A 24,967-nucleotide genomic window follows, 5' to 3' on the forward strand; every position below is an offset into this window, starting at 1 on the left:
CGGCGGGGCGCGGTGCATTGGCCACGATCAACGCAGGAATCGTGCCGCAGGGCAATGGCCGGCAGGACGGGGCACCACGATGAACCGCAACGAAAAGGCACAACGCTGGGCGCCGGCATGGGCATCAAAAGAGCCGGCCTCGCGCAGCCGCTATCGCAGGCGTCAGAACGGGCGCCGGGCGTCCGGCGGAATAGCCGGGCGCCCACCGAAGCGTCACCCGGCTGCCGATAGTTGAGGCGACGGCGCTGTCCTCACGCCGCCGATTGCGGCGCGCCCTCGGGCCCGGCAGGCGCGGTTCCTGCGGGCGTGGTTCCTGCGGGTGTCTTGCCACGCGCGCGCCATTCCTCGAAGCGCTGCAGCACCGTGTAGAAGGACGGCACGAACAGCACGGCGAGGCAGGTGGAGGCGAGCATGCCGGAGAACACCGCGATGCCGATCGACTTGCGCGAAGCCGCGCCCGCGCCGGTGGCAAGCACCAGCGGCAGCACGCCGAGGATGAAGGCGAAGGAGGTCATCAGGATCGGCCGGAATCGCAGCCGCGCCGCCTCCGTCGCCGCCTCGATGATCTCCATGCCCTCCGCCCGTTTCTCGCGCGCGAATTCCACGATCAGGATGGCGTTCTTGGCCGATAGGGCGATCAGCAGGATGAGGCCGATCTGGGTGTAGAGATTATTGGCAAAGCCCAGCCCGGTAAGGGCGCCGACCGTGCCGAGCAGCGCCAGCGGCACGGCCAGCAGCACCGCGAAGGGCAGCACCCAGCTTTCATACTGGCCGGCGAGCACGAAATAGACCAGCAGGATGGCGAGGCCGAAGACGAAATAGACCTCATTGCCGACCACCACTTCCTGGTACGACATGGCGGTCCAGTCGAAGCCCATGCCCGGCGGCAGAGTCGAATCCGCGATCTGGTCCATGATCTGCAACGCCTGGCCCGAGGAGAAGCCGGGCGCCGGACCACCCTGGATGGTGGTGGCAGGGTAGAGATTGTACAGGGTGATCAGCGGCGGGCCGAAGGCCGGCTCCACCTCCGCCAGCGTGCCGAGCGGCACCATCACCCCTTCGGGCGTGCGGATCTTCAGGCCGAGAATCTCCTCCGGCGTGCGGCGGAAATCCGCCTCGGCCTGGATATAGGCCTGGAAGGTCTGGCCGAACTCGTTGAACTGGGTGACATAGCTCGACCCGACATAGCCCTGCACGGTCGAGAACACCTGGCCGACCGTGACGCCCAGCGTTTCCGCCTTGATGCGGTTGATCTTGAGCAGCAGCTGCGGAACGTTGGCGCGGAACGAGGTGGAGAGGCGCTGCAGCGCCGACTGGGTGGAGGCGTTGGCCAGCACCTGCTGCGTCACCGCCTGCAACTCGGCGAAGTCGAAGCTGCCGTCCTTCTGCTGCACCATCATGGTGAAGCCGGAGGCGTTGCCGACGCCCTGGATCGCCGGCGGCACCAGCACGAAGGTGAAGGCCTTGTCGACCTGCTGCAGTTCCTTGTTCAGCGTGTCGTAGATGAAGCGCAGCCCATGGCCGGCCTTGTCGCGCTCGTCCCAGGGGTCGAGCATGACATAGGCGACGCCGCCATTGGGCAGGGTGGCGTTGTTGTCGAGCACCGAGACGCCGGAAATCGCGATGACATCCTTCACGCCGGGCGTGGCGCTGGCGATCTTGGAAATCTGGTCCATCACCTCATTGGTGCGTTCCAGCGAGGCCGCGTCCGGCAGCTGGGCGCCGATCAGCACATAGCCCTGGTCCTCGGTCGGCAGGAAGCCGGTGGGCACCCGGGTAATGCCCCAGATGGCGAGGCCGATCAGCACCAGCCCGACGGTGACCACCACCGCGCTCGCCTTGACCATGTGGTGGATCAGGCCGGCATACCAGTGCTCGGCGCGGTTATAGACGGCGTTGAAGCCGCGGTAGAAGAAGTTGCGCTGATCCTCCGGCACCGGCTTGCGCAGCCACAGCGCGCACTGGGTCGGCTTCAGCGTCATCGCGTTGATCGCCGAGATGAAGGCGGTGGCGGCGATGACGAGGGCGAACTGCTTGTACATCTGGCCGGTGAGGCCCGGCATGAACGCCGCCGGCAGGAACACCGCCATCAGCACCAGCGTGATGCCGATGATCGGGCCGAGCAGCTCGTCCATCGCCTTTTCCGCCGCCTCGCGGCCCGGCAGCCCGCGTTCGATATGGCGCGCCACGCCTTCGACGATGACGATGGCGTCGTCGACGACGATGCCGATGGCGAGCACGATGGCGAACAGGGTGGAGAGGTTCACCGTGAAGCCCATCGCCGCCATGGCGGCGAAGGTGCCGATGATCGTCACCGGCACGGTGGTGGCGGGCACAAGCGTCGCCCGCCAGTCCTGCAGGAAGACGAGGATGACGATGAGCACGAGGATGCCGGCCTCGAACAGGGTCTTGTAGACCTCCGTCACCGAGGCGTTGACGAAGACGGTGGTGTCGAAGGGCACGGCATAGGCGAGGCCGGGCGGGAAGTTCTTGGCGAGCTGGTCCATCTTCGCCCGGACCTCAGTCGCCACCTGCAGCGAGTTGGCCTCGGGCAGCTGGTAGATGCCGAGCGCCGCCGCCGGCTTGTCGTTGAAGGTGAAGACCTGGCTGTAGGTCTGCGCGCCGATCTCCACCCGCGCCACGTCGCGCAGGCGCGTGATGCGCCCGCCATCGGCGTTCGACACCTTGACGATGATGTTCTCATAGTCGGCGACATCGTTCAGCCGGCCGTCCATCAGCAGCGAGAACTGGAAGTTCTGCCCCTTCGGCACCGGCGGCATGCCGACCACGCCCGACGCCACTTCCTGGCTCTGCTGCTGGATGGCGTTGACGATGTCCTGCGGGGTGAGCTGGCGGGCCTGCAATTCGTCCGGGTTCAGCCAGACGCGCATCGCATACTGGCCGGCGCCGAACACCGCGACATTGCCGACGCCGTCGAGGCGGGCGATCTCGTTCTGCAGGTTGATGACGCCGTAATTGGCCAGGAACAGGCTGTCATAGCGCCCGTCGGGCGAATAGAGCGTGACGAATTGCAGGATCGCCGTCGACTTGATCTGCGTGGTCACGCCCTGCACCTGCACCGCCTGCGGCAGCGAGGCAAGCGCGATGGCGACGCGGTTCTGCACCAGCACCTGCGCCATGTTGGGATCGGTGCCGATGGCGAAGGTCACGGTCAGCGTGTAGGTGCCGTCGCTGGCGCTGGTGGACTGCATGTACAGCATGTCCTCGACGCCGTTCACCTGCTGCTCGATCGGCAGCGCGACGGTGTCGACCAGCGTGCGCGCGCTGGCGCCGGGATAGAGCGTCGTCACCTGGATGGTCGGCGGCACGACGTTGGGATATTGCGCCACCGGCAGCGAATAGAGCGCCACGGCGCCGATCAGCACGAAGACCAGCGCGAGAACGTTGGCAAGGACCGGCCGTTCGATGAAGAAGCGGGAGATCATGTGACGGGCCTTCGGTTCAAGCGGGCCGGAGCGGAAGTCGCGGGGCCGGTGGCAGTCGTTCGGCGTGGCGGATGGGCCGGCCGCTGGCGGGCGGCCGGCGCCGGTCGGTCAGTTCGCCGGCTTGGCCGCAGGGGCCGCGTCGGCTTTCGCTGCGGCGGGCGCGGCGGCGCTCGTCGTCTTCGCCTCCACCGGCGCCACCTTGCTGCCCGGGGTCGCGCGCTGGATGCCGCCCACCACCACCCGGTCGTCGGCGGCGAGGCCGGATTCGATCACCCGGTTTTCGCCGATCTGCTGGCCGACGGTGACGATCTTCTGCTCGACCACATTGTCCTTGTTGACGACCAGCACATACTTGCCCTGCTGGGCGGTGCCGATCGCCGTATCGGCGACGAGGAAGGCGTTGGGAATCTGCTTGGCGGGAATGCGCACGCGCACGAACAGGCCCGGCAGAAGCGCCAGCTTCGGGTTGTCGAACACGCCGCGCACCAGCAGCGTGCCGGTGGCGGGATCGACCTCGGGCGACACATAGTCGAGCCGGCCCTTATGGGGGTAGTCGTCGCCCTCGTTCTGCAGGCCGAGATCGATCTCGATCTGCTTCACCTCCTCGATGGTCCGCCCCTGCGCCGCCAGCGCCTGCTTGATGCGCAGCACCTCGTTCTCGCCAATGTTGAAATAGGCGTAGATCGGGTCCATCTCGACGATCGTGGCGAGCGTGGTCGGCTGGCTGTGGCCCACGAGCTGGCCGACATCGGCGAGATGGCGGGTGACGATGCCGTCGAAGGGCGCGGTCACCGTGGTGTAGCCGAGATTGATGGTGGCGATCTCGACATTGGCCTTGGCCGCGTCCACCGAGGCGATGGCCTCGTCCCGCGCCGCGCGCGCCTTGTCGACGGTCGCCTGCGAGGAGAAGTCCTGCTGGCCGAGCGTGGCCTGCCGCTGATATTCGGCCTGGCTGTTGGTCAGCTGGGCCTGGGCCGAGGCCAGCTGCGCCTTCGCCTGGTCGAGATCGGCCTGATAGGTGTCCTGCTGGATGAGGAAGAGCCGGTCGCCCTTCTTCATCACCGCGCCGTCCTTGTAGTCGATCGACATCAGGAAGCCTTCGACACGGGCGACGAGATCGACCGAGTTGATGGACGCGGTGTTGCCGGTGAATTGGAGATACTGCGTCACCGCCTGCTGCACGGGCGCGGCGACCGTCACCTGCGGCGGCGGGGGAGCGACATATTTGTTCTCTTCCGAGCACGCCGCCAGCATCACGGCCACCATGCCGACGCCGAGCCAGCCGGCTCCCGCACGCCGCCAACCGGCCTTACTCACGCTCGGACCCATCCCACTCTCCCGTGGCGCCATTTCCGCCACCGGACTATACCGCCGGCGGCCCCCTTGTCTAGTTACACCGATCTTCACGTATTCAATAAAAAGAAACGCCGCAGAAATAGAGGCAAGCGAAATATACCTATGTTTTCTTGCCATTTCATGATGCGCTGAGCTGGCCGAATCCGCCGCCGGCGGCCTATTCGTCGCGCGAGCGCACCAGCAATAGTTCAGCTCACCCGTTCTCCGCACGGCACCGGAGCACCATGGCCGTGAAGACCGTGCGAACGGTCAAATCGTGTCACGGCAGATCTTTCCATGCGCCCGACCGAGCGCCCCTCGCCCGCCCGCCCGCACGGGCTATCCCGCCGCCCGCGAGCCGTTCGCCCCATCCGGTCCGGCTCGACTTTTACCGCGCATCGACTAGGCTGCGCCGGCGCGACGGGGCGCTCTCCCCGCCGCCGGTCCGAACGCCGCAGCCGACCGCGAGGCCCTTCATGTCGCTCCTTCTTTCGTCCCGCTTCGCCCGTCGCCTCGCCCCCTCGCTGGCGGCGCTCCTGGTGGCCGCGCTGTCCCTGCCGGCGGGCGCGCCGGGCGCCCGGGCGCAGAGCGGCGATGCCCGCTTCGCCGGGCTCACGCTTTCCCAAGGCGACATCTTCACCAATGACGTGGGAACGGTGATCGGCGTCGCCGTCACCAACAACACCGCCGCGACGGTGGGTTCGGTCGGCGTCAGCTGCAGCTTCACCGTCAAGGGCAAGGCGGCGGGATCGGCCAGCACCACCATCTACAACATCGTCGCCGGCGCGAAGGGGCAGGATCAGGTGCATCTGATGGGTCCCAAGGCCGATGCCGCCAGCTGCGCCATGACCTCCATCGGCAAGCCTCTCGACTGAGCCGCTCGACCGAGGCACGCGAGGGCGGCGCGAGGGCGGCAAGCGGCCGCGCCGTCGCCCGATCCGCCCTTGCGCGGCGATCGCGCCTCCTGTGAGCGTGATGAAATCAGCGCTTTTCAACAGCCGGTGACGATTGCGTGTCGATCCCGTCGCGCGGCGCTTGCCACGGAAGCGGGCTTCGCTATATTCCGCGCCTCTTCGCTGGTTCGCGGGCACGCCCGCACCCTGCGCAGACATCCGGCCCCAGGGCTGGCGACGGAGGGGTGGCCGAGTGGTTGAAGGCGCACGCCTGGAAAGTGTGTATACGGGAAACCGTATCGCGGGTTCGAATCCCGCTCCCTCCGCCAAATTTTCAGCTTAAAGCGTTGATTTTAAAAGCCGTTTACAGCTGATCCAGTCCAACAAGCCTCATTTTGCCCCACCTCTTTGAGGTGCTGCGCCTCCTGATCGAGGGTTGAGCGCCCTCTCACTGGGGCTGCGGTCTTCAGATGCTTCACGGGTGCCCAGTCGTGCGCTGCGGCCCGACGCTTTACGGCGAAGCGGAGGCGATCTCCGTCGAAAGGTCGACGAAGGCGCTCGTGCGGATGCCCTTCGGATTCCGCTTGAGATCAACGGTCTGCACGACAGCCAGCCGTTTGGCCGGCACGACGGCGATGATCTGTCCATCGTAGCCGGCCCCGTACAAGCCGTTCTTCCGCCAACTGGCCGCCGGAAGTGTCCACCACCTATAGCCATAGCCCTGCCGCATGGCGTCGTTTCGGGGATGCGATCCGATTCAGGACGTTATTACGGAAAGCGCGTCACAGGTCCCCTGAGGTGACATTCCAGGTCCCTGATCTCGATCGCGGCGGAGGGGCCGCCATCCGCGGCATCAGCGCCCTCGCCGGCTTTTCTTGCCGCCTCAAGGGACAGGCGTGCCACCGCATCGATGGTGGGAAAGGCGAAAACGACGCCCTGACCGAGTGGGATCTCCTGCAGGGCCGCGGCGGATGAGACCTTCAATAGGCCGTCTCCCGGCGCTCCCGCGACGGTGAAGGTCAACGACGTCGTCCCCACCGGGCAGGCGACAAATGCGGGCTGCGTCGCGGAAAGAAAGCGCCCCTCCTGCAGTCCTTTCACTTTGATGTCGCGCGAACGGAAGAGCCAAAGATCGTTCCGATAGAACAGTTCGAGACCGCGCTTTACCTGAACAGGGTCCCAGAGCAGCGTGGCAGGACCTTTCGGCGGCAGCTGATCCTCGCGCGTCGCCAGGATATCCAGCGCATAGGAAGCGACACCGGCCTTCCACTCCCGAACATAAAAGGACTTGATCCAGTCACCTCGGAAACCGACGAGACCACTCGCGGTGAGCGCAACGAACCCGATCATCGCCAGCAGCGTCCGCCAGGACCCTACCGTCCCACGGTCGATCTTTACGCCCAGCCAGATAAAGATGCCGACCGGCAAGAACTTGATATGCGTGGCGTACCACTGCCCCGCACCCCCATCCACCCCGTTTCTAAAGCGGAAAAACGAGACAAAGAGAATGGTGACAATGGAATAGGTGATGAGCAAGAGAACGAATACGTCCAATTTACTCGCATTACGGCGGAGGATGCGACGCGAGACATCGGTCACGGCCAGTGCCGTCACCAGGAGCAAGAGAGCGCCAACGTAAAAATAGACGTCTGGCCGCCCCATTTGCTCAATGAGTGTACTGCCGAGAACGCTGGCAGCCGACATGACCAGGGCGAACTTGATCAGAGTGAGCAAACTGAACGAGGCTTCGCTTGGCACGTTTGAAAACAGCGCGCCGTATTTATACACGAGTAAAATGTACAAAATAACGGAGCCTATGAAAGTCGCTAGAGTATAAATCGCACATGAGCGCAGCGGCCTTGACCGAAACATCAAGGCAAAACCCACGACACCGACCGCCATGAACCCTGCGGAATACCCGCCCAGAAAGAATATGAAGGCGACAGGTACCAGGAAGAGAGGAAAAACGAAGCCTCGATTGTCGCACACGGCATGGCAGAATGCGAAGATGACCAGGAGCACGATGAGCGTGCCGACCTGCGCCGCAAGGGCCATACCCCAGAAAGCATTGTTCGTCGGCGACAAAAGATTAAGGCTACATCCGAACGTTGTGAAATATAAACCTACGTAATGGGAGCTCCAGTTCCGGATGACGAATCCGACAACGATAACAGCACTTATGATTACAGCCGCAGCGGATAGAAAAACCGTAAAACTTCCATTTATTTTAAATAAAACGTAATTAAAAAATAATATTAAATTATATCCAGGAAACAAATGTTCGCCGAATGCCGTCATAAATTTTCGTACACTCATGCCTCCATCTATGAGGCCTGCGATAAATGGAATGTGCAGAAAATCCGCCTCATAGAACACATCATAAGATACGTTCCATGTGTAGATGGCATAAAGACACGAAAATAAAATGAATACAGAAACGGTAAAAACTAGAAAAATTTTCCTATGCAGCGACCCCGACAGAAATAAATCTCCTATTCCATGATTTGATTGTTCTATATTCATCTATAAATATTCCCTCAGAAAATTCCGACCCGGCAATGACGCCGATGAGACTGATTTACTGGAACGCTCCACGCGCCTGCAACACAAAAGCGTCGCCATCGGCGAAGCCGCGGATCCCCTGGCCCCCTTCAGGCACAGGACGCCGCTCCCCCGCCTCTCGTGACGGGACATGTCGGAAGGCGCTGGTCGTGTCGCTGCCCCCCGGCTAGGCGGCTGTGTGAAGCCGTACTCGAGCGGCCCGCGCCGAGGCGCGCGTGTCGCTCGGCATTGCCGTGGTCAGCGGCATGCTCGCCTCCACCGGGCTCGTCGTGCTGTTCGTCCCCGCCTTCTTCACGGTGCTGGAACGGATGCGGGGCAAGCCGGCCGCCCCTCATGCGGCGGCCTCATCTTCCGAGCCGTCGCCCGAATTTGATGCCCTTAAAGGGCTTTGACCTTCGATCACCGACGCCGCAGGCATCTCGTTCCACGTCCGCCCGCGGAATACGCGGCTTATCTTCGCCCCAAGTGCCCGATCGCTCAAATAAGAAAGCCGTTCCGTACGTTTCGCCTGGCGAGCCCGTCCGCGTTGCAGCAAAACAGCGAAGTCATACGGGCCGCTCGCCGCCCCCTCTTGTCAGGCGTGACATCGCGTAAAGCAAAAAGAGCGCCTGTATCATAAGCGAGCGCTATGGGACGATATTCGCGACAACCTATTCGTACAAATCCTTCGCGCAAGGGAGATGATTTTCCATTTTGGTCACGTGGACAATCGATGGGATATTATTTTCCACTGGATCAAGCCTCGATATTAATTCAAATTTACCATTGTCTTTACGAATTACGCAAAACTTATAATTAGTATCAAACAATACATAATTTTTATTAATTACTGGAATTGGAAACAAGTTGCTACTAAAGAAATACGCAACCACATCCGAACTTATCGAAATACCACTTTCATCAACTATTGCATAACATACATTATCGACACACTCCTCTTTTATACTAATGCATTTATTATAAAATATACAGACAATAAATGACGCAATGTTCTTAAAATAAAATAAACATACAAATAATAGCGAAATCAACATTACTAATTTTAAATTCTTCATTTTAGCCGCCCCCCACACCATTATCAGTGTCTAGATCCGAGCCTGGTCGGCGCGATGCGCCTGCCGATGGCGCAAGAGCCATCTCGCGCCCTGTCATAAGTCGGGGGGTGCGATCTCCGCCGTCCGCCGCCTCCGTCTGTGACGGTCAAGCGCGGCAGCCTGTCATGGGAAAAGATGGCCACCGCCGCGCAAGCGTCGGCCCAGTCCGCGGCGGGAGGCTGCGCGGCAGGCGCGCGCGAGCATGTCGTACTGGTGGAGCCCCGCCTGATCGGATCGGCGATGGCGAAGCGCGTGGCGGGCTCGTCGCCGGCCAATATCGGCGCGCGAGTGTCTTCCCCTCGGGCCCGGCGCGCTCAGAAACGACCACCGCGCTGGGCGGAGAACGGCAGGGGCGGTGTCTGTCGCGGCCGCCCCCGCCGCCTGTCTCACTTCAGCGAGAGAGCCAGCCCGCTCAGATCGAGGCTGACGATCACGCCCTTCTGCTCGCCGCTGAGTTCCAGCACGGCGCCGTTCTGGTTGGTCAGCACCACCACCTGCGCGCCCTTCACGAAGGCGGCGCCGGCGCCGCCCTGGGCATAGACGCCCGACACGTCGGACGCGCGCTGGATATTGCGCACCTTGCCGTGCAGGCGCGTCTCGGAAGCGCCGAAGGTGAAGCCATAGCTCAGCCCGCCGACCGAGAGCGGATATTTCCGGCCCTGGAAGGTCAGCACGCCCTCGCCGGCGGAACCGCCGACGACGAACCCGGCCTTCACGATGCGGATGGTGATGGAGCCGTCCGCGGCGCTGGCCAGCGACATGCCGCCGATGAGCGCTGCCAGGGCGAGGAGCCCGACCCGTAGTACCGACAAGAGTTTCATCGGCGATAACCTTCCCTAGTGGAGCAACGTGCCATGTTGGCACCGTCGAATAACGCTCACTCTGGCGGTTCGTTGCGGGACAATCAACCGCCGAACCGAGCGCCATGACGCGGCGGACGGGGAAGGCGCCGAAAAGGCGACGCCCGGCATTGCCGCCGCCGGGCGCCTCTTCTCGTCGGTGCGGCGCGCGTTAGGCCGCGCGCAGGGTGGTCACGAAGCTGCGCACCTCGGTGTTGAGCTCCACCGCCTGGCCGGAAAGCTGCTGCGACAGGCCCTTCAGCTGCACCGAAGCGGCGCCTGTAGTCTCCGCCGCCTCGCCGACGCCGTGAATGCTGCCATTGACGATCTGGGCACCCTCGGCGGCCTGCTGGGTGCTGTAGGCGATTTCGCGCGTCGCCGCCCCCTGCTCCTCGATGGCGGCGGAAATCGCCGCCGAGGCGGTGCGGATCTCATTGATGGTGGTGGCGATCCGCGCGATCGACGCCACGGAGCGGTCCGTCGCGTTCTGGATCTCCGTCACCTTGGCGGAAATCTCCTCCGTTGCCTGCGCGGTCTGGCTGGCGAGGTCCTTCACCTCCTGCGCCACCACGGCGAAGCCCCGGCCCGCCTCGCCGGCGCGGGCGGCCTCGATGGTGGCATTGAGCGCCAGCAGATTGGTCTGCCCGGCGATGGTGGTGATGAGGTCGATGACCGCACCGATCTGGCTCGCCGCCTGGGTCAGTTCGGCGATCTCGCTCTGGATGCGGGTCGAATCATTGGAGGCGCCGTCGGCGATGCTCGCGGCGCGGACCACCTGCTCGGCGATCTCACGCACCGAGGCCGACATCTCCTCGGTGGACGCGGCCACCGTTTGCACGCTGGCCGAGGCTTCCGTCGCCGCCTCGCTCAAGGCGCGGGCCTGACGGGTGGTCTGTTCCGCTGCGGCGGAGAGGCTGGTGGCGGCCTGCGCCACCTCCGTGGAGGAGTTGGTGAACGATTGCGCGAGCCTGCCCATGCGGCTCTCGAAGGTGGCGGCGATCTCCTCCTTCTGCTGGCGCAGCCGCTCGGCCGAGCGCTGCTCCTCGATCGCCGCCTGCTCGCGCAGTTCGGCATTGGCGATCAGCTCCTGCCGGAAGCGCGCCAGCCCGCGCGCCAGCCGCCCCACCTCGTCGCGGCGTTCGGTTTCCGCGACCTCGGTCTCGAAGCGGCCGGAGGTCAGCGCCTCCATGACACCCACGATACGACCGATGGGACGCACGATGCCCCGCGTGGCGATCAGGAAGGCGAGCACCAGGCAGACGAAGATCGCGGCGCCGGTGCCGGCATAGAGTTCGACCTGGGTGGCGTCGGCCCGCGCGTGCAGGTCCTGCTCGCGCTGGTGCATCTCCTCCTGCAGGCCCGAGATGAGACTGACCAGTTCCACCCGCACCTTCTCCAGCGCCGGCTCGCACTCCGCCATCATCATCTGGTTCGCGTGGTGTTTCTCCGGGGCGGTCGTGGCCGCGATCGCCGTCTGGATGGTGGCGGCGCAGGCGTTCTTCACCTCCGCGTCAAAGCGGTGCACCAGCGACTGGATGGAAGCGGCGTGATCGGGCAATGCCTTCTGAGCCTCGGCGGCGAAGCGATGCAGTTCCTCCAGCCCTTGCCCAAGCTGGGTCTGCGCCTCGCGGCCTTCCTCGATGTTGGTCGAGGCCAGCGCGTGGAAGATTGACCGTTCCGACCAGACAACCTGTCGGTTCACGCGCGCCAGGGCCACTGCCGCCCGGGCATCGCCCTCCAGCAACGCGGTATAATCGTCCTGCATTTCCGCCATCCGGCGGCCGGCGAATAGTGTGCATCCGGTCGAGCACAGCCCGAGCAGAGCGACCACCAGGGAGATTTTCCCCAGTATGGACCAGTTGGCGAAGCGCATCGCGGGCATCTCGTAAGGTTAAGTTAGCCTCCACTAGAGGCCGGCTGGCTTGCGCGAGGCTGATGGCACGCCCGACCCCCGCTCCTCAGCCGCGCAGCACGGCGCCCGCCGCCGCCCGCACCGCGCGTGTCAGCCGGCTCAGCGCCCCGGCGTGCAGGCGGGTCACGGTCCAGAACAGCGGCACTGCGCTGCGCTGGCCTGGCACCAGTTCGATCAGGCGGCCGGCGTCGATCTCCGCCTCGACCATCACTACGGGGTGCAGGCCCCAGCCGAGCCCCAGCCGCGTGAGATCAAGAAAGCCATGGGTGGACGGCACCCAATGCACCGGGCCAAGCCGCTCCACCCCCAGCGCTGCCTGCGCCCAGCGCGCCTGCAGGAAGTCCCGCCGGTCGAAGCGCAGGCAGGGCGCCGCTTCCAGAGCCCTCGCGGTGACGCCGTCGGGGAAATGTCGCGCGTAAAAGTCCGGGCTGGCGCAGGCGGCATAGGCCAGCGCCCCGAGCGGCAGCGTCCGGCAGCCCGGCACCGGCTCGCGCTCGGCGGTGACGGCGGCCAGCACCTCGCCCGAGCGCAGCCGCGCGGCAGTGTGCGCCTCGTCGTCGAGCGCGATGTCGAGCATCGCCTGCGTTTCGCGGGAGAAGGCGGCGGCGGCGGTCGGAAACCAGGTGGCGAGGCTGTCGGCATTCACCGCCACCGGGAGAGTGAGGCCCTCGCCCGCCCCGGCGGCGGGGCCGAGCGCCGGGGCGAGGTCGTGCTCCAGCAGCCGCACCCGGTCGAGATGGGCGCACAGCGTGCGCCCGAGCGCGGTCGGCGTGCAGGGCTGGCCGCGCACGATGAGGATTGCACCGAGCCGTTCCTCCAGCCCGCGCACGCGCTGCGACACCGCCGAGGGCGTGATGCCAAGCGCGGCAGCGGCGCGCTCGAACGTGCCTTCCCGCACCACGGCGGCGATGGCGGCAAGCGAGGGGTAATCCAGCATGATGAAGTTTTGCTTCATCGGATGTAGCAGAACAAGTTTTACTTCGCGCCCGCCGCGCGCCACCAAGGCGGCATGACACAGCCGCTCGCGCCCGCCCTCCTCCCCTTCGTCACCGGCTTTCTGCTTTCCGCCGCCCTGATCATCGCCATCGGCGCGCAGAACCTGTTCGTGCTGCGCCAGGGGCTGCGGCGCGAACATGTCGGGCCCATCGTGCTGTTCTGCGGCACCGCCGACGCGCTGCTCATCGGCGCCGGCGTCGCCGGGCTCGGCGCCTTCCTCAACGCCCTGCCCCAGCTCGCCACGGCGCTCGCGCTGGGCGGCGCCGGCTTTCTCGGCTGGTATGGAGTGCAGGCGCTGCGGCGCATGGCGGCGACAGACGCGATGACGGTCGACGCGTCGGCCGGCACCACGCTCCCCCGCGCGCTGCTCGCCACCGCCGGCTTCACGCTGCTGAACCCGCATGTCTATCTCGACACGGTGCTGCTGATGGGCGCGGCCGGCGCCGCCCAGCCGGAGACGGCGCGCCCGGTCTTCGTCGCCGGCGCGGCGCTGGCGAGCTTCCTCTGGTTCGCCGCGCTCGGCTATGGCGCCAGGCTGCTGCGCCCGCTCTTCGCCCGGCCGGCCGCCTGGCGGGTGCTCGATGCCGGGGTGGGCGTCGTCATGCTGGCGCTGGCGGCCTCGCTGGTGGCGCGCGCCCTCTCCGTCCCCGGATGATCGCCCGCCCCCCGGTGCCCGAGGTTGCGGTGCGCCGGCGCTGCGGCGATGGTGGCGCGGTTCGTCCCGTCGCCGGAGAAGCTGTTGAGGTTCCGCGCCGCCGCTTTTGTCGTCATCGCCCTATGCCTGCTGCTGGCGCCGGCGGCGCAGGCGCGCCCGCTGCGCATCGTCACGTCCTTTCCGCCGTCGATGATCGAGCTCTACCGCGCGGCGTTCCGGCAGGCGCGGCCGGACATCGAGGTCGAGTTCGTTCAGCGCAAGACCACCGCCGCCGTGGCGCTGATCACCGGCGGCGAGCGGCTCGACGCCGATCTGTTCTGGGCCTCGGCGCCCGATGCGTTCGAGCTGCTGAAGCTGGAAGGCCGGCTCGCCCCGCTGGCCCCGCGCGACACCGGCACGCCGCCGGTGGTGGCGGGCTATCCCGTCAATGATCCGGCTGGCCTCTATCTCGGCTTCGCGCTGTCGGGCTATGGCGTGGTGTGGAACGAGACTTATCTGGAGCGCCACCGGCTCGGCGTGCCGCAGCGCTGGCGCGATCTCACCGCGCCGGTCTATCACGGCCATATCGGCCTCTCCTCCCCCTCGCGGTCCGGCACCACCCATCTCATGGTCGAGGCGCTGTTGCAGTCGCTGGGCTGGGATGAGGGCTGGGCGGTGTGGCGGCAGGTCGGCGGCAATCTCGCCACCGTCACCGCCCGCAGCTTCGGCGTGGCGGCGGGCGTGTCGCGCGGGCGGTTCGGGGTCGGCATCACCATCGATTTCCTGGCGCGGCCGGGCGAACTCGACGCCGGGCCGGTGCGCTTCAGCTTTCCCGACCAGAAAGTGTTCACCCCGGCCAGCATCGCCCTGCTCAAGGACGCGGTGAATCGCGAGGCGGCGAACGCCTTCGTCGATTTCCTGCTGTCCGTGCCCGGCCAGCGCCTGCTGCTCGACCCCCGCATCGACCGCCAGCCGATCCGCCCGGAATTCTACGCCGAGGGCGCGACCGTCGGGCCGAATCCCTTCGCGCAGAACGACGAGGCGGCGACCTGGAGCTTCGATGCCGGCCGCTCGGCACAGCGCTATGAGCTGATCAACATCCTGTTCGACGAGCTGATCACCTTCCCGCTCAGCGATGCCACCGACATCTGGCGCACCGTCTATGAGGTAGAAGCCGCCCTGCTCCCCGCGCCGCATACGGAGGCCGCGCGCGAGGTGACGCGGGCGCGGGCGCTGCTGCGGCAGATGCCGTTCGATGAGCCGGAAGCCACGCGCCTCGCCGCCGGGGTGAAGCTGGTGCGCGTGCCGCGCGGCCTGCCCGCCGCGCCGGAACAGGCCGCGCTCACCGCCCGCGTCCAGCGCTGGGCCGCCGCCAATCTCGCCGAGGCGCGCGCCGCTGCTGAGACTGCCCGGCGCCTCCTGGTGGAGGATGGGCGGCTGCCGGCGCTACGCGCGGGACGCGGGACGCCATGAGAGGGGAGCGCACCCGTTTCGGCATTGGCGGGCGGCTGCTGCTCGCCTTCATCGGCGTGGGCGGGCTGGCGGTCATCGCCTGCCTCGTCGGCTGGCTGTCCTATGCCCGGCTGTCGTCGGAACTCGATTCCACCGCGCGCGGCCATGTGCCGGCGCTCGTCTTCGCCGCCCAGCTTTCGCAGGCGGGCGGGCGCCTCACCGCCGCCGCCACCGAGCTCGCCACCGCCGAGCGGCGCGACGACCATGACCGCGCCATGGAGCGGGCGCGCGAGCGGCTCGGCGCGCTCGGCCAATTGCTGGAAACCGCGCCGACCCGCGAAGGCGCGCAGGGCTTCGCCGCGCTGCGCCGGCTGGTGGAAGCGCTCGGCACCACGCTCGACGCGGTGGACGCCGCCGCCCGCCGCCGCTTCGACATCGAGGCCCGCACCCGCGCCATCGTGGAGGAATTGCGCTGGCTGCAGGCCGATCTCGTCGACGAGGTCGAACCGCTGGTGGAAGACGCGCGCTTCAACATCCACGCCGCTCTCGCCCAGGCGGGGCAGGCGGGCGAGGCCGGGCAGGCGGCGCAGCGCATCCTGCGCGACGAGACCTCCAAGACCGAGGCCATCCTCGCCTTGAGCGCGCAGGCGCATCTCGCCATCGGCCTTCTCGGCCAGGTGGCGAGCGTGCGGGTGACCGAGGACCTGCGCCAGACCGGGCATTTCCTCGGCGAGGCGGTGGACGAACTCGTGGTCGAGGCCAAGCGGCTGCAGGGCTGGGCGGACAGCATCACCGTGCGCCAGATCGTCGGCCGTCTCGCCGCGCTGTCGGAAGCCGACAGCGGCCTGCCGGGGCTGCGCATGGCGGAAATCGCCGCGTCGGAGGAAGGGCAAGCGCGGCTCGCCACCAGCCGCGATCTCGCCGCCGAGCTCGGCGGCAGCATCGGCTCCGTGGCGCGGCAGATCGAGACCGAGGCCCGCGCCGCCGCCGCCCGCGCGGCGGAAGCCATCGTGATCGGGCGCGGCCTGCTGCTCGCCATTGCCGGGCTGTCGCTCGGAGTCGCGGTGCTGGTGGGCTGGTTCTATGTCCGGCGCAGCCTCATCGCCCGGCTGGAACGGCTCACCCTCGCCGCCGGGGCCATTGCCGGCGGCGGCGCGGTGGCGCTGCCCGCGCCCAAGCCGCAGGGCTATTTCGGCGCCGACGAGCTGGACGACCTCGCCCGCGCCCTCGTCATCTTCCGCCAGACGCGCGACGAGCTGGTGCAGTCCGCCAAGCTCGCCGCGCTCGGCCAGATGGCGGCGGGCATCGGCCACGAGCTGAACCAGCCCCTCGCCGCCATCCGCTCGCACGCGCATAACGGCGCCGTGCTGCTGAAGCGCGGGCGCGGCGACGACGCGGCGGAAAGCCTCGCCCGCATCGAAGGGCTCACCGTCCGCATGGCGCAGAGCATCGCCCATCTCAAGCGCTTCGCCCGCCGGCCGGAGCCCGCCCTCGGTGCGGTGGATCTTGAGCATGTGGTCGAGGGCGCGCTGTCGCTGTTCGCCCAGCGCATTGCCGATGAGCGCATCGAGGTGCTACGGGCGGTGCCGCCGGGGCTGCGGGTCCGCGCCGAGGAGGTGCGGCTCGAACAGGTACTGGTCAATCTCATCGCCAATGCGATGGACGCGGTTCACGACGCGGCCACGCGCCGGATCGAGGTCCGCGCCCGCCGCGAGGGAGAGCATGTGAGCATCGAGATCGTCGACAGCGGCACGGGAATCGGGGACGCGCAGCGCTCGGACATTTTCGACCCGTTCTTCACCACCAAGCCGCCGGGCTCCGGCCTTGGGCTCGGCCTGTCGCTGTCCTTCAACATCATCCGCGATTTCGGCGGCCGGCTGCTGCTGAAGCACAGCTCGCCCGCCGGGAGCATCTTCGCCATCGAACTCAGCGAGGCGGCATGAGCGGGGCGCCCGACATCGTGCTGGTGGACGACGACGCCGAGGTCCGCCACGCCTATGGCCAGACGCTGGAACTCGACGGCCTCGCCGTGCTGCCGGCCGCCGGTGCGGCGGCGGCGCTCAAGGCGCTGTCGCCCGGCTTCGAGGGCGTCGTGGTGTCGGATGTGCGCATGCCCGGCATGGACGGCTTCGCCTTTCTCGACGCGGTGCGTCGGCTCGACGCCGATATTCCCATGCTGCTGATCACCGGCCATGGCGATGTGCCGATGGCGCTGCGCGCCCTGCGGGCCGGGGCGTGGGACTTCATCGAGAAGCCGGCGGACCCGGTGCTGCTGGTGGAGACGGTGCGGCGCGCGCTGGAACAGCGCCGTCTGGTGCTGGAAAACCGCGCGCTGCGCGAGGAGGCTTCGCGCGACGACGCGGCGGAGGAGGATGTGTGGGCCGCCCGGCTCATCGGCCGTTCCGAGGCGATGCAGCGCCTGCGCCGCACCCTCGCCGTGCTCGCCGACACCCGTACCGATGTGCTGATCTTCGGCGAGACCGGCACCGGCAAGGAGATGGCCGCGCGCGCCCTGCACGATTTCGGCCGCCGCCGCGCCGGGCGCTTCGTCGCGGTGAACTGCGCCGCCATTCCTGAGAACATGATCGAGAGCGAGCTTTTCGGCCATGAGGCGGGCGCCTTCACCGGCGCGCGCGAGCGCCGCATCGGCAAGATCGAGCACGCGCACAAGGGCACGCTGTTCCTTGATGAGATCGAATCCATGCCGCTGGCGGCGCAGACGCGGCTGCTGCGGGCGCTGCAGGAGCGCAGCATCGAGCGGCTGGGCTCGAATGCGGAGATCAAGGTCGATATCCGCGTGATCGCCGCCACCAAGGTGGACCTGCTGGCGCTGGCGGGCGAAGGACGCTTCCGCGAGGATCTGGTGTACCGGCTCAACACGGTCACCGTCCGCCTGCCGCCGCTGCGCGACCGGCGCGAGGACATTCCGGCGCTGTTCCGCCATTTCGTCGAGGCCGTGGCCGCGCGCGACGGCGTGCCGGCCCGCCCGGTGGAGCCGGCGGCGCTCGCTGAGCTGATGCGCCGGCCCTGGCCGGGCAATGTGCGCGAATTGCGCAACGCCGCCGAGCGCCATGTGCTGGGGCTGGAGGACGCGGGCGCGCCGGAGGCCTTCTCCCCGCCGCCCACCCCCGCGCCGGCGGGCGGGACGAGCCTGGAAGCGATGATGGACGCCGCCGAGCGTCAGCTCCTTGCCGAGGCGCTGGCCCGGCACGGCGGGCGGGTCGGGCAATGCGCGGAAGCGCTCGGCATCTCGCGCAAGACGCTCTACCTCAAAATGCGCAAGCACGGGCTGGAACGCGACGCGGTCGAGGACTGACGCCCGGCGGCGCGGGGCAGGCGGCGCGGGGCGATGTTACCCCAATGACCCATCCGCCCGGCGGGCGGCGTTACCGCGATGACCCATCGCCGCGCGGCGAAGCGTCGGCGGCGCCCACAAATTCCATATTCATCAATAACTTATCCAAAAGCCGCCCTTCTGGCACGCGGGTTGCGGAGAGGCTCGCGCAGCCTTCGGGCCGCCAAACAGACTTTTGGGAGATACGCCATGATCCGTTTCGCCGCCGCTGCGGCCACCCTTGCGCTCGCCTCCTTCGCTGCCGCCCCGGCGGCGCTGGCGCAGTCCGGCAAGGTCACCGTCGTCACCTCCTTCTCCAAGGATGTCACCGACCCGATCAAGGCCGCGTTCGAGAAGGCCAATCCCGGCATCTCGCTCGACGTGCAGAACCGCAACACCAATGCGGGCGTGAAATATCTCGACGAAACCCGCTCCAACCCGCAGGCGGACCTGTTCTGGGCCTCGGCGCCGGACGCCTTCGAGGTGCTCAAGTCCAAGCAGCTGCTGCAGAAGTTCACCCCCGCCGCCGAAGGCATCCCCGAGAAGATCGGCGCCTATCCCATCAACGATCCCGAGGGCTATTATTTCGGCTTCGCGGCCTCGGGCTACGGCATCATGTGGAACACCCGCTATGTCGGGGCCAATGAGCTGCCCGAGCCGAAAGAGTGGAACGACCTCGCCGCCGCGCCCTATTACGACCATGTCGCCATCGCTTCGCCCGCCCGCTCCGGCACCACGCACCTGACCATCGAGACGATCCTGCAGGGCGAAGGCTGGGACAAGGGCTGGCAGACCATCAAGGACATGGCCGGCAACTTCCAGACCATCACCGAGCGCTCCTTCGGCGTGCCGGAGGCGGTGAATTCCGGCCAGGTCGGCTATGGCATCGTCATCGATTTCTTCGCCTTCTCCGCCCAGGGCTCCGGCTTCCCGGTGAAGTTCGTCTATCCCACCGTCACCACCGTGGTGCCGGCCAATGTCGGCATCGTCGCCAACGCGCCGAACGCCGCCAACGCGCAGAAGTTCGTCAACTTCCTGCTTTCGCCCGCCGGCCAGGAAGTGCTGCTGGAACCCAGCATCCGCCGCCTGCCGGTTAACCCGGCCGTCTATGCCAAGGCGCCGGAGGGCTACCCCAACCCGTTCACCGACCCGCGCTTCAAGTCGATGACGATGTTCGACGTCGACAAGTCCGGCCAGCGCACCGCCGTGGTCGACACGCTGTTCGACCAGCTCATCTCCTTCCAGCTGAACGACCTGAAGGCCGTCACCAAGTCGATCCATGAGGTCGAGGCCAAGCTCGCGGCCAAGGACAACCCGCAGGCCCGCGCCCTCATCAAGGAGGCGCGCGCGCTAATCGGCGCCATGCCGGTCAATGAGGAGCAGGCGTCGAGCAAGGAAGTGCTGGCGGCGTTCAGCGGCGGCAAGGAGAAGGGCGCCCGCCAGGCCGAGATCGAGCAGCAATGGGCCGGCTTCGCCAAGGAGCACTACGCCAAGGCGAAGGCCAAGGTCGCGGAAGCCGCCAAGCTCGCCAACTGAGCCGCGCCCGCCTGACCTTCCCCGCATAGGACGCGGTGCCGACGCCGCGTCCCCTCCTTCCGCGCCCATTGGACGCGGCGGCGTCGCCGCGTCCCCTCCTCCCACGCCCATAGGACGCGGCGACGCCGCGTCCCGTCCTTCCACGCCATAGCTGGAGCGTGTTGCATGTCGCTCGCCTTCACCCAGGCCCCGGCGCGCCGCTGGCGGCTGCCCGGAACCCCCGGCCAGATCGCCCTGGCGCTGGGGCTGACGGCCTTTCTGCTGGCCTTCCTTCTGGTGCCGGTCGGGTCCGTGATCTATGTCGCCTTCACCGAGAAGGGCAGCGGCGGCTTCACCCTGATCAATTTCGTCGACTTCTTCCGCACCGACCTGTTCATGCGGTCGTTCTGGAACTCGTTCTACGTCTCGGCGATGACGGTGGGGCTGGCCTCGCTGTTCGCCCTGCCGCTGGCCTACATCACCACCCGCTTCGAATTTCGCGGCGCGCTGATCATCCAGACGCTGGGCTTCGTGCCGCTGATCATGCCGCCCTTCGTCGGCGCGGTGGCGATGCAGCTGCTGTTCGGCCGCAATGGCTCGGTCAACCTGCTTCTGAACGAGTATTTCGGCTTCCGCATCCCCTTCATGGAAGGGCTGAACGGCGTCATCTTCGTCCAGGCCATCCACTATTTCCCGTTCATCCTCATCAACCTCTCGGCGGCGCTGCGCAACATCGACCGCTCAATGGAAGAGGCGGCGCAGAATCTCGGCTCCTCCGGCATGCGGATGTTCCGGCGCATCGTGCTGCCGCTCGCCATGCCCGGCTATGTCGCCGGCGCCTCGCTGGTCTTCGTCAAGGTGTTCGACGACCTCGCCACGCCGCTGCTGCTGAATGTGAAGGACATGCTGGCGCCGCAGGCCTATCTGCGCGTCACCTCCATCGGCATCACCGATCCCATGGGCTATGTCATCGCGGTGGTGCTCATCGTGGTGTCGGTCTTCGCCATGTGGGTGTCGGCGCTGGCGCTGCGCGGCCGTGACTATGCCACCACCCAGCGTGGCGGCGGCGGGCTCGCCAAGCGCCGCATGCGCCCGTGGGAGCAGGTGGTCGCCTATGGCGTCGTCGGCCTCATCCTGGCGCTGGTGCTGGCGCCGCATCTCGGCCTGCTGCTGCTGTCCTTCGCCACCATCTGGTCGTTCAGCCCGCTGCCGGACGGCTTCACCCTCGCCCATTACTCCAGGGTGTTCGGGGAAAGCTCGGTCTACATCAAGAACACGCTGATCTATGCCTCCATCGCCGGCGGCATCGACGTGGTGGTCGGCACCGCCATCGCCTATCTGGTGCTGCGCACCAAGCTGATCGGCCGCCACTGGCTGGACTGGGCGGCCACCGCCGCGCTCGCCGTGCCGGGCGTCGTGCTCGGCATCGGTTATCTCCGCACCTTCTACGATATCCGCCTGCCCGACGGCACGCCGCTGGCGACCATGTGGATCGTGCTGGTCATCGCGCTGGCGATCCGCCGCCTGCCCTATGCGCTGCGCGCCTGCTACGCCGCGCTGCAGCAGATTTCCGTCTCGCTGGAGGAGGCGGCGGAAAATCTCGGCGCCACCAAGTCGCGCACGGTGATGCGCGTCGTGGTGCCGCTGATGACCGGCGGCATCCTCGCCGGCTTCGTCACCAGCTTCGCCACTGCGGCGGTGGAACTCTCCGCCACGCTGATGCTGGTGCAGTCCAACGCCGACGCCCCGCTGGCCTATGGCCTGTATGTGTTCATGCAGTCCGCCGCCGGCCGCGGGCCCGGCGCGGCGCTCGGCGTCATCGCCGTGCTGCTGGTCGCCGCCTGCACGCTGATCTCCCACTACATCATTGACCGCAACCAGAAGACCACGGGGGCCGCCCGATGAACGCTCACGCCATCGACGCCAGCGCCGCGGCCGTCCTCAACACGGCGGCGCTCGACCTGCACATTGAGGGGGTGAACCTCTCCTATGGCAGCAACCATGTGCTGAAGAACGTCAATCTCGACATCAAGCCCGGCGAGTTCTTCGCCTTTCTGGGGCCATCCGGCTGCGGCAAGACCACGCTTCTGCGGCTCATCGCCGGCTTCAACACCGCCGATACCGGGCGCGTGGTGGTGGGCGGGCGCGACATCAGCGCCCTGCCGCCGTGGAAGCGCGATGTCGGGCTGGTGTTCCAGAGCTACGCGCTGTGGCCGCACATGACGGTGGCGAAGAACGTCGCCTTCGGGCTGGAGGAGCGCGGCGTGCCGCGTGCCGAGATCCAGCGCCGGGTGGCGGCGGCGCTTGACATCGTCGGGCTCGCCCATCTCGCCGAGCGCCGGCCCTCGCAGCTCTCCGGCGGCCAGCAGCAGCGCGTCGCGCTGGCGCGCACCGTGGTCATCGAGCCCAAGGTGCTGCTGCTCGACGAGCCGCTGTCCAATCTCGACGCCAAGATGCGGGTGCAGGTGCGCCGCGAATTGCGCGACCTGCAGCAGCGGCTCGGCCTCACCACCATCTTCGTCACCCATGACCAGGAAGAGGCCAACACGGTCTGCGACCGCATCGCCGTGATGAATGAGGGCGTGGTGCAGCAGGTCGGCACGCCGGTGGAGCTGTATGAGCGCCCGGCCAATCTGTTCGTCGCCACCTTCCTCGGCACGGCGAACGTGCTGGAAGGCAAGGTCACCGGCGCCGGCGCGGCGCGGCAGTTCGAAACCCTTGGCGGCCTGCGCCTGCCGATCGCTCCCGACGCCGAGGTGCCGGCGGATGCGCGGCTGGTGTTCCGGCCGCAGGTCGCCCGGCTGGCACGGGAAAAGCCGGCCGGCGCCTGCGCCTTCGAGGGCGCGATCACCCGGCGCGAGTTCCTCGGCAGCGTGATCCGCTTCGGCATCGAGGTCGGCGGGCAGGAGATCACCGTCGACGAGGTGTTCCAGCCCGGCCTGCGCGCGCCCTATGAGATCGGCGACCGGGTGTGGGTCGATATTCCGGTCGCTTCCGCCCTCTGGCTCGGGCCGGGCACCGCCTGAGCCCTGCGCCTCACCCTTATCGCCGACCGCTTCGCCGCCGCCCCGCACCCGCCGGGCGGCGGTTTGTCTTGGGGCGGCCTCCCCACTCTCCCTTCCCTCCCCACCTGCGGGAGCGCGGGCCTCGCGGCGGCAAAAATTTGAGTCGCGCGATAGGTTGACGATCAGTCTATCAACCTGTCATACCAGACCAAGTGATCAGACGGCGGAACGATTGTTCGCGCCCCGGCCCAGCGGCCGGGAGGACGCGGCACCGGCCGGGCCGCCGCCGCGTGTGTTGAGAGGGCAGTGAACATGAAGATTGCGATCGTCGGCTGCGGCGTGGTGGGCTCGTCCTGGTCCCTGGTGTTCGCCCGTGCCGGGCATGAACTCGCCATTTACGACCGCACCCCGGCCGCCGCTGCGGCGGCGCTGGACTTCGTGCGCGCGGCCGATCCCGCCCTCGCCGCCCGCTGCCGCATCGCCGACAGCCTCGCCGACGCCCTCGCCGGCGCCGATTATGTGCAGGAAAGCGCGCCGGAGCGGCTGCCGATCAAGCAGGAACTCTACCGCGAGATGGACGCGCTGGTGGCGCCCACCACCATCATCGGCAGCTCCACCTCCGGCTTCCCGGCCTCCGTCTTCACCGAAGGCCTCGCCAATGCCGCACGCTGCCTGGTGGCGCACCCGATCAACCCGCCGCACCTGATCCCGCTGGTGGAGCTGATCCCCGCCCCGTGGACCGCGACCGAGACGCTCGATTTCACCCGCGCGCTGATGGCGGAGGTCGGCCAGAGCCCGATCACCCTCACCCGCGAGATCAATGGCTTCGTCGTCAACCGGCTGCAGAGCGCGCTGCTGGGCGAAGCCTTCCGGCTGGTCGAGGACGGCATCTGCACCCCGGCCGAGGTCGATGCGGCGGTAGCCGACGGGCTCGGCCTGCGCTGGTGCTTCATGGGGCCGTTCGCCACCATCGATCTCAACGCCGCCAAGGGCGTGTCGGAATACTGCGCCAATCTCGGGCCGATGTATTACGGCCTCGCCAAGGAGCAGGCCGACCCGCGCGAATGGACGCCGGAACTCGTCGCCGCCATCGAGGCGAAGATGCGCGCGCAGGTGCCGGCGGAAGGCCTGCCGGCCCGCCGGAAATGGCGCGACAGCTTCCTCGCCGGCATCGTCGCCGCCAAGCGCGAGATCGCGGGCAAGCTCGGCGCATGAGCGGTTTCGGCACCCCGGCCCATCTGCGCCGCGACCGGCTGTCCGACAAGATCGCCAAGGACATCGAGGCGCGGGTGCTGTCGGGCGAATTGAGCGTCGGCGACACGCTGCCCTCCGAGCGGGAGCTGATGGCGCATTACGGCGTCGGCCGCCCCGCCGTGCGCGAGGCGCTGCTGTGGCTCAGCAAGACCGGGATGCTGTCCGTCTCCAATGGCGACCGCACCCGCGTCACCGAGCCCGACCCGCGCGATATGCTGCAGCTTCTCACCGGCGCGGCGCGTATGCTCGTCGCCCGGCCGGAGGGCATCCGCCAGTTCCAGCACACCCGCATCTTCGTCGAGGTGGCGCTGGCGCGCGAGGCGGTGCGGCTGGCGACGGAGCAAGACATCGCCGAGCTCGAAGCGCTGCTGCGCGTCAATGAGGCCAGTGCCGGCGACATCCCGGCCTTCTCCGCCAGCGACGATGCCTTCCACCACCGCATCGCCCGCATCGCCGACGACCCGCTGCTCGACGCGCTCTACCACGTGGTTCTCGAACTGCTGGAAGAACAGCGCCGCTTCTCGCTCAGCCATCCCGACGGCCTCGGCAAGGCGATGGCGGCGCACCGGCACATTTTCGAGGCTATCCGCGACCGCGACGCCGACCGGGCGGAGGCGGCGATGCGCGACCACCTCGAAACGGTGATCAAGACCTATTGGGACATGCGCGCGCAGACCCCCGACCCCGCCTGAGCGT

17 protein-coding genes, 1 tRNA gene and 1 pseudogene are annotated in these 24,967 nt (G+C 67.3%); 12 read left to right on the top strand and 7 right to left on the bottom strand.

Translation table 11 applies throughout. From position 1 onward, the window contains the following. Nucleotides 1–251: 251 nt before the first annotated feature. On the bottom strand, nucleotides 252–3,446 hold the full coding sequence (locus tag ACO07Z_RS10495; RefSeq protein WP_421698674.1) for an efflux RND transporter permease subunit: 3,195 nt from the start codon (nucleotides 3,444–3,446) through the stop codon (nucleotides 252–254). Nucleotides 3,447–3,554: 108 nt separating this feature from the next. After that, nucleotides 3,555–4,712, bottom strand: coding sequence for an efflux RND transporter periplasmic adaptor subunit (locus tag ACO07Z_RS10500; protein ID WP_421700792.1), 1,158 nt, complete (start codon nucleotides 4,710–4,712; stop codon nucleotides 3,555–3,557). Nucleotides 4,713–5,257: 545 nt separating this feature from the next. Here ACO07Z_RS10500 and ACO07Z_RS10505 point away from each other — a divergent pair. Both ACO07Z_RS10505 and ACO07Z_RS10510 read left to right on the top strand, forming a co-directional pair. Next, entirely contained in the window at nucleotides 5,258–5,656 is a 399-nt protein-coding gene (locus tag ACO07Z_RS10505; protein ID WP_421698675.1) for a hypothetical protein, read from the top strand. Nucleotides 5,657–5,913: 257 nt separating this feature from the next. Further along, a tRNA-Ser gene (locus ACO07Z_RS10510) sits at nucleotides 5,914–6,003 on the top strand. 182 nt (nucleotides 6,004–6,185) lie between these two features. On the opposite strand, the gene ACO07Z_RS10515 is transcribed toward ACO07Z_RS10510, so the two are convergent. Further along, complete coding sequence (locus tag ACO07Z_RS10515) at nucleotides 6,186–6,404, bottom strand: hypothetical protein (RefSeq protein ID WP_421698676.1); 219 nt, start codon at nucleotides 6,402–6,404, stop codon at nucleotides 6,186–6,188. Nucleotides 6,405–6,442: 38 nt separating this feature from the next. Beyond that, entirely contained in the window at nucleotides 6,443–8,197 is a 1,755-nt protein-coding gene (locus tag ACO07Z_RS10520) for a hypothetical protein (RefSeq protein WP_421698677.1), read from the bottom strand. Nucleotides 8,198–8,433: 236 nt separating this feature from the next. On the opposite strand from ACO07Z_RS10520, the pseudogene ACO07Z_RS10525 reads away from it, so the two are divergent. After that, nucleotides 8,434–8,628 (top strand): annotated as a pseudogene (locus ACO07Z_RS10525) (hypothetical protein); the annotation flags it as partial. Nucleotides 8,629–9,716: 1,088 nt separating this feature from the next. Here ACO07Z_RS10525 and ACO07Z_RS10530 read toward each other — a convergent pair. The 3 genes from ACO07Z_RS10530 to ACO07Z_RS10540 form a co-directional block, all read right to left on the bottom strand. Beyond that, the gene (locus ACO07Z_RS10530) at nucleotides 9,717–10,151 is read right to left on the bottom strand and encodes a hypothetical protein (RefSeq protein WP_421698678.1); all 435 of its coding nucleotides are present in this window, start codon (nucleotides 10,149–10,151) and stop codon (nucleotides 9,717–9,719) included. Nucleotides 10,152–10,341: 190 nt separating this feature from the next. Beyond that, nucleotides 10,342–12,042 carry a methyl-accepting chemotaxis protein gene (locus ACO07Z_RS10535; protein ID WP_421698679.1) on the bottom strand — a complete coding sequence of 567 codons (1,701 nt, stop codon included), beginning with the start codon at nucleotides 12,040–12,042 and terminating at the stop codon, nucleotides 10,342–10,344. 85 nt (nucleotides 12,043–12,127) lie between these two features. After that, nucleotides 12,128–13,018, bottom strand: coding sequence for a LysR family transcriptional regulator ArgP (locus tag ACO07Z_RS10540; protein WP_421700793.1), 891 nt, complete (start codon nucleotides 13,016–13,018; stop codon nucleotides 12,128–12,130). 72 nt (nucleotides 13,019–13,090) lie between these two features. Here ACO07Z_RS10540 and ACO07Z_RS10545 point away from each other — a divergent pair, with 72 nt between their 5' ends. From ACO07Z_RS10545 to ACO07Z_RS10585, 9 genes are all read left to right on the top strand, one after another. Next, entirely contained in the window at nucleotides 13,091–13,732 is a 642-nt protein-coding gene (locus ACO07Z_RS10545) for a LysE/ArgO family amino acid transporter (protein ID WP_421698680.1), read from the top strand. Between the two features lie 84 nt (nucleotides 13,733–13,816). Continuing rightward, nucleotides 13,817–15,184: an ABC transporter substrate-binding protein gene (locus ACO07Z_RS10550; protein WP_421698681.1), complete on the top strand. Its 1,368-nt coding sequence runs from the start codon at nucleotides 13,817–13,819 to the stop codon at nucleotides 15,182–15,184. Beyond that, on the top strand, nucleotides 15,181–17,106 hold the full coding sequence (locus ACO07Z_RS10555) for an ATP-binding protein (protein ID WP_421698682.1): 1,926 nt from the start codon (nucleotides 15,181–15,183) through the stop codon (nucleotides 17,104–17,106). The genes ACO07Z_RS10550 and ACO07Z_RS10555 overlap by 4 nt, the downstream gene beginning before the upstream one ends. Then, the gene (locus ACO07Z_RS10560; protein ID WP_421698683.1) at nucleotides 17,103–18,479 is read left to right on the top strand and encodes a sigma-54-dependent transcriptional regulator; all 1,377 of its coding nucleotides are present in this window, start codon (nucleotides 17,103–17,105) and stop codon (nucleotides 18,477–18,479) included. Before ACO07Z_RS10555 ends, ACO07Z_RS10560 begins: the two co-directional genes overlap by 4 nt. A 228-nt stretch (nucleotides 18,480–18,707) precedes the next feature. Beyond that, the gene (locus tag ACO07Z_RS10565; RefSeq protein WP_421698684.1) at nucleotides 18,708–20,033 is read left to right on the top strand and encodes an ABC transporter substrate-binding protein; all 1,326 of its coding nucleotides are present in this window, start codon (nucleotides 18,708–18,710) and stop codon (nucleotides 20,031–20,033) included. 165 nt (nucleotides 20,034–20,198) lie between these two features. After that, nucleotides 20,199–21,917 (top strand): ABC transporter permease, encoded by a 1,719-nt coding sequence (locus ACO07Z_RS10570; protein ID WP_421698685.1) that lies wholly within the window; start codon nucleotides 20,199–20,201, stop codon nucleotides 21,915–21,917. Then, a complete protein-coding gene (locus tag ACO07Z_RS10575; protein ID WP_421698686.1) occupies nucleotides 21,914–23,038 on the top strand; it encodes an ABC transporter ATP-binding protein in 1,125 nt (374 codons plus the stop codon). Before ACO07Z_RS10570 ends, ACO07Z_RS10575 begins: the two co-directional genes overlap by 4 nt. 291 nt (nucleotides 23,039–23,329) lie before the next feature. Continuing rightward, complete coding sequence (locus ACO07Z_RS10580; RefSeq protein ID WP_421698687.1) at nucleotides 23,330–24,232, top strand: 3-hydroxyacyl-CoA dehydrogenase; 903 nt, start codon at nucleotides 23,330–23,332, stop codon at nucleotides 24,230–24,232. Next, complete coding sequence (locus tag ACO07Z_RS10585; RefSeq protein WP_421698688.1) at nucleotides 24,229–24,963, top strand: FCD domain-containing protein; 735 nt, start codon at nucleotides 24,229–24,231, stop codon at nucleotides 24,961–24,963. The genes ACO07Z_RS10580 and ACO07Z_RS10585 overlap by 4 nt, the downstream gene beginning before the upstream one ends. The last annotated feature ends 4 nt before the right edge of the window (nucleotides 24,964–24,967 follow it).

The organism is Ancylobacter sp. (assembly GCF_965229075.1).
Classification (GTDB): domain Bacteria; phylum Pseudomonadota; class Alphaproteobacteria; order Rhizobiales; family Xanthobacteraceae; genus Ancylobacter.

Excerpts from the sequence above, each read along its gene's own strand:
- ACO07Z_RS10495 (WP_421698674.1), bottom strand. The coding sequence starts at position 3,446 with ATGATCTCCCGCTTCTTCATCGAACGGCCGGTCCTTGCCAACGTTCTC.
- ACO07Z_RS10500 (WP_421700792.1), bottom strand. The coding sequence starts at position 4,712 with ATGGTGGCCGTGATGCTGGCGGCGTGCTCGGAAGAGAACAAATATGTC.
- ACO07Z_RS10505 (WP_421698675.1), top strand. The coding sequence starts at position 5,258 with ATGTCGCTCCTTCTTTCGTCCCGCTTCGCCCGTCGCCTCGCCCCCTCG.
- ACO07Z_RS10515 (WP_421698676.1), bottom strand. The coding sequence starts at position 6,404 with ATGCGGCAGGGCTATGGCTATAGGTGGTGGACACTTCCGGCGGCCAGT.
- ACO07Z_RS10520 (WP_421698677.1), bottom strand. The coding sequence starts at position 8,197 with ATGAATATAGAACAATCAAATCATGGAATAGGAGATTTATTTCTGTCG.
- ACO07Z_RS10530 (WP_421698678.1), bottom strand. The coding sequence starts at position 10,151 with ATGAAACTCTTGTCGGTACTACGGGTCGGGCTCCTCGCCCTGGCAGCG.
- ACO07Z_RS10535 (WP_421698679.1), bottom strand. The coding sequence starts at position 12,042 with ATGCGCTTCGCCAACTGGTCCATACTGGGGAAAATCTCCCTGGTGGTC.
- ACO07Z_RS10540 (WP_421700793.1), bottom strand. The coding sequence starts at position 13,018 with ATGCTGGATTACCCCTCGCTTGCCGCCATCGCCGCCGTGGTGCGGGAA.
- ACO07Z_RS10545 (WP_421698680.1), top strand. The coding sequence starts at position 13,091 with ATGACACAGCCGCTCGCGCCCGCCCTCCTCCCCTTCGTCACCGGCTTT.
- ACO07Z_RS10555 (WP_421698682.1), top strand. The coding sequence starts at position 15,181 with ATGAGAGGGGAGCGCACCCGTTTCGGCATTGGCGGGCGGCTGCTGCTC.
- ACO07Z_RS10560 (WP_421698683.1), top strand. The coding sequence starts at position 17,103 with ATGAGCGGGGCGCCCGACATCGTGCTGGTGGACGACGACGCCGAGGTC.
- ACO07Z_RS10565 (WP_421698684.1), top strand. The coding sequence starts at position 18,708 with ATGATCCGTTTCGCCGCCGCTGCGGCCACCCTTGCGCTCGCCTCCTTC.
- ACO07Z_RS10570 (WP_421698685.1), top strand. The coding sequence starts at position 20,199 with ATGTCGCTCGCCTTCACCCAGGCCCCGGCGCGCCGCTGGCGGCTGCCC.
- ACO07Z_RS10575 (WP_421698686.1), top strand. The coding sequence starts at position 21,914 with ATGAACGCTCACGCCATCGACGCCAGCGCCGCGGCCGTCCTCAACACG.
- ACO07Z_RS10580 (WP_421698687.1), top strand. The coding sequence starts at position 23,330 with ATGAAGATTGCGATCGTCGGCTGCGGCGTGGTGGGCTCGTCCTGGTCC.
- ACO07Z_RS10585 (WP_421698688.1), top strand. The coding sequence starts at position 24,229 with ATGAGCGGTTTCGGCACCCCGGCCCATCTGCGCCGCGACCGGCTGTCC.